Genomic DNA, 548 nt, shown 5'->3' with positions numbered 1-548 from the left:
TGCAGTCCCGCGATCAGCGTGTCGGAATGGAATGGCGTCGGCGTGATGCGCAGGCGCTCGGTGCCGCGCGGCACGGTCGGGTAGTTGATCGGCTGGATGTAGATGCCGTGCACGCCGAGCAGGCGGTCGCTGGCCATCTTGCAGAGTTCCGGGTCGCCAACCAGCACCGGCACGATGTGGGTCGGAGACTCCATCACCGGCAGGCCGGCCGCAGACAGGATCTGCTTGGTCCGCGCCGCCTGCTGCTGCTGGGCGTCACGCTCGGCCTGAGAGTTCTTGAGATGGCGGATCGAGGTGGTGGCCGCGGCCGCGATCGCCGGCGGCAGCGCCGTGGTGAAGATGAAGCCCGGTGCATAGGAGCGCACCGCGTCGATCACCGCACTGGTGCCGGTGATATAGCCGCCGAGCGTGCCGAATGCCTTGGCGAGCGTGCCTTCGATGATGTCGATGCGGTCGGCCAGGCCCTCGCGCTCGGTGATGCCGCCGCCGCGCGGCCCGTACATGCCCACAGCATGGACCTCGTCGATATAGGTCATGGCATTGTAGCG

1 protein-coding gene is annotated in these 548 nt (G+C 67.7%); it reads right to left on the bottom strand.

The window, feature by feature from the left end:
* A partial coding sequence (locus AC1DPX_RS35110; protein ID WP_477242600.1) for an aminotransferase class I/II-fold pyridoxal phosphate-dependent enzyme occupies window positions 1–548 on the bottom strand: 548 nt, incomplete at both ends.

The organism is Mesorhizobium sp. 01N446, from assembly GCF_056399285.1.
The sequence above is the reverse complement of the archived record's forward strand: the minus strand, read 5'-3'. Positions and strand labels throughout refer to the sequence as shown.